Raw genomic sequence first — 1,883 nt, 5'->3', positions numbered from 1 at the left:
ATGTACGCCCAGCATGGGCGTCATCTCTAGGGTGTAAGTCCCGAACGGGGGTTGGCGAACGCCTACCGTTAGCCAAGAGCAAGGGTGTCTGCCGCGAGGCAGAATCTGAAGGAAGCTGGAGGCAAATGCACGAGTCAAGGTACACGAACCCAATCTGAGGCAGGGTTAGTCGGATGAGTCACCATGACATGACGAAATCCAAAGTCGCCAAGGGCTAATCTTGTAAACTTGGGTGGCTGCGGGCAGAAAGATGACGTTCTTATCTGGGGAGACCTGCGGAATATGTGAAGTAACTTCGTAACCGCGGCTGAGAAGTCGCGCTGAATCCGCAGGAGTCAGCAGACGCCATAGTACGGGAGTATGGGACGCCGGAAACCGGAAGGGCTGAACTTAAAGGAGAGAAGAAACCGATGCGTTCGCACGAAGAGCAACGACAGCAGCCAACTTCATATGAAGGTTCACGGCAAAGAGCAGCGGTGAATCCGCAAGGGTATGCCGGAGCGCCGAGTTCTTCGTCGGCACAACTCGCCCCTTCTTCTCGCGAAGGACATAACGACTTGCTGGAAAGAATGCTCGAAGGAAACAACCTCCGACTCGCGTTCAAACGAGTGAAACAGAACGGCGGAGCGCCTGGCGTCGACGAAGTGACAGTAGATGGGCTACAAGTGCACTTATGGGAACGCTGGGACACCGTGAAAACGGAACTTCAAGAAGGTACCTACAGACCAACGCCTGTCAAACGGGAGGAAATCCCCAAACCCGGAGGCGGGGTTCGGCTGTTAGGTATTCCAACCGTAATGGATCGCTTCATCCAGCAAGCCCTCATGCAAGTGATGACACCGATCTTCGATCCACATTTCTCACCGAACAGCTTCGGCTTCCGTCCAGGGAAACGAGCTCACGATGCCGTAAGGCAAGCGCAATCCTACATTCAAGAAGGCTACCGCTGGGTTGTGGACATGGACTTGGAGAAATTCTTTGACCGAGTCAACCACGACATTCTCATGGCAAGAGTAGCGAGAAAAGTGTCGGACAAGCGTGTCCTAAAGCTTATTCGAGCCTATCTAAATGCCGGTGTAATGGTAGACGGAATGAAACAAGAGACAGCAGAGGGAACTCCACAGGGGGGCCCTCTTAGCCCACTCTTAGCCAACATTCTGTTAGACGATTTGGATAAAGAATTGACAGAACGAGGACTGCGATTCGTCCGCTACGCGGATGACTGTAACATCTTCGTGGGGAGCAAGCGTGCGGGAGAGCGGGTAATGGAGTCTGTGATTCGCTTCGTAGAGAGGAAGCTTAGACTGAAAGTGAATAGGGACAAAAGTGCGGTAGACCGCCCTTGGAATCGGAAGTTCCTTGGCTTTAGCTTCGTAAGAAACAGAGAAGCAACCATTCGAATTGCTCCCAAGAAACTGGAACAACTCAAAGAACGGATACGTAAAATCACCTCTAGAACGAGAGGAATCTCCATGGAGCACCGCATTAAGGAGCTTAACCGTTACCTAATGGGGTGGATTGGCTACTTTCGTCTGGCATCCGTAAAGACACACTGCGAACGGTTGGACGAATGGATTCGTCGAAGACTTCGTATGTGTCTGTGGAAGCAATGGAAGTTGCCGAAATCCCGACTCCGAAACCTACGCGCTCTAGGGGTACATGAATGGGTGGCTAGGATGATGGCAAACTCCCGACGAGGATGCTGGGAAATGTCCCGCAACATAAATAACGCCCTTAATCGTTCCTACTGGAACAACCAAGGGCTAATGAGTCTAACTTCTCGCTATCTTGAAATTCGTTAACCTTTAGGAACCGCCGTATGCGGACCCGCATGTACGGTGGTGTGAGAGGTCGAGGGCTAGCCGCCCTCACCTACTCGATTT

The 1,883-nt window shown here is 52.1% G+C and carries 1 protein-coding gene; it reads left to right on the top strand.

Annotated features, from left to right (window positions below; translation table 11 throughout):
• Positions 1-410: 410 nt before the first annotated feature.
• Positions 411-1,802: a group II intron reverse transcriptase/maturase gene (gene ltrA, locus NI000_RS36465; RefSeq protein WP_253416162.1), complete on the top strand. Its 1,392-nt coding sequence runs from the start codon at positions 411-413 to the stop codon at positions 1,800-1,802.
• The last annotated feature ends 81 nt before the right edge of the window (positions 1,803-1,883 follow it).

Source organism: Paenibacillus tyrphae, assembly GCF_024158745.1.
Taxonomy (GTDB): domain Bacteria; phylum Bacillota; class Bacilli; order Paenibacillales; family NBRC-103111; genus Paenibacillus_G; species Paenibacillus_G tyrfis_A.
This window is presented reverse-complemented; position numbering and strand designations above follow the sequence as displayed.

What these genes read in the sequence shown, in the direction of transcription:
- ltrA (WP_253416162.1), top strand. Translation starts at nt 411, where the DNA reads ATGCGTTCGCACGAAGAGCAACGACAGCAGCCAACTTCATATGAAGGT.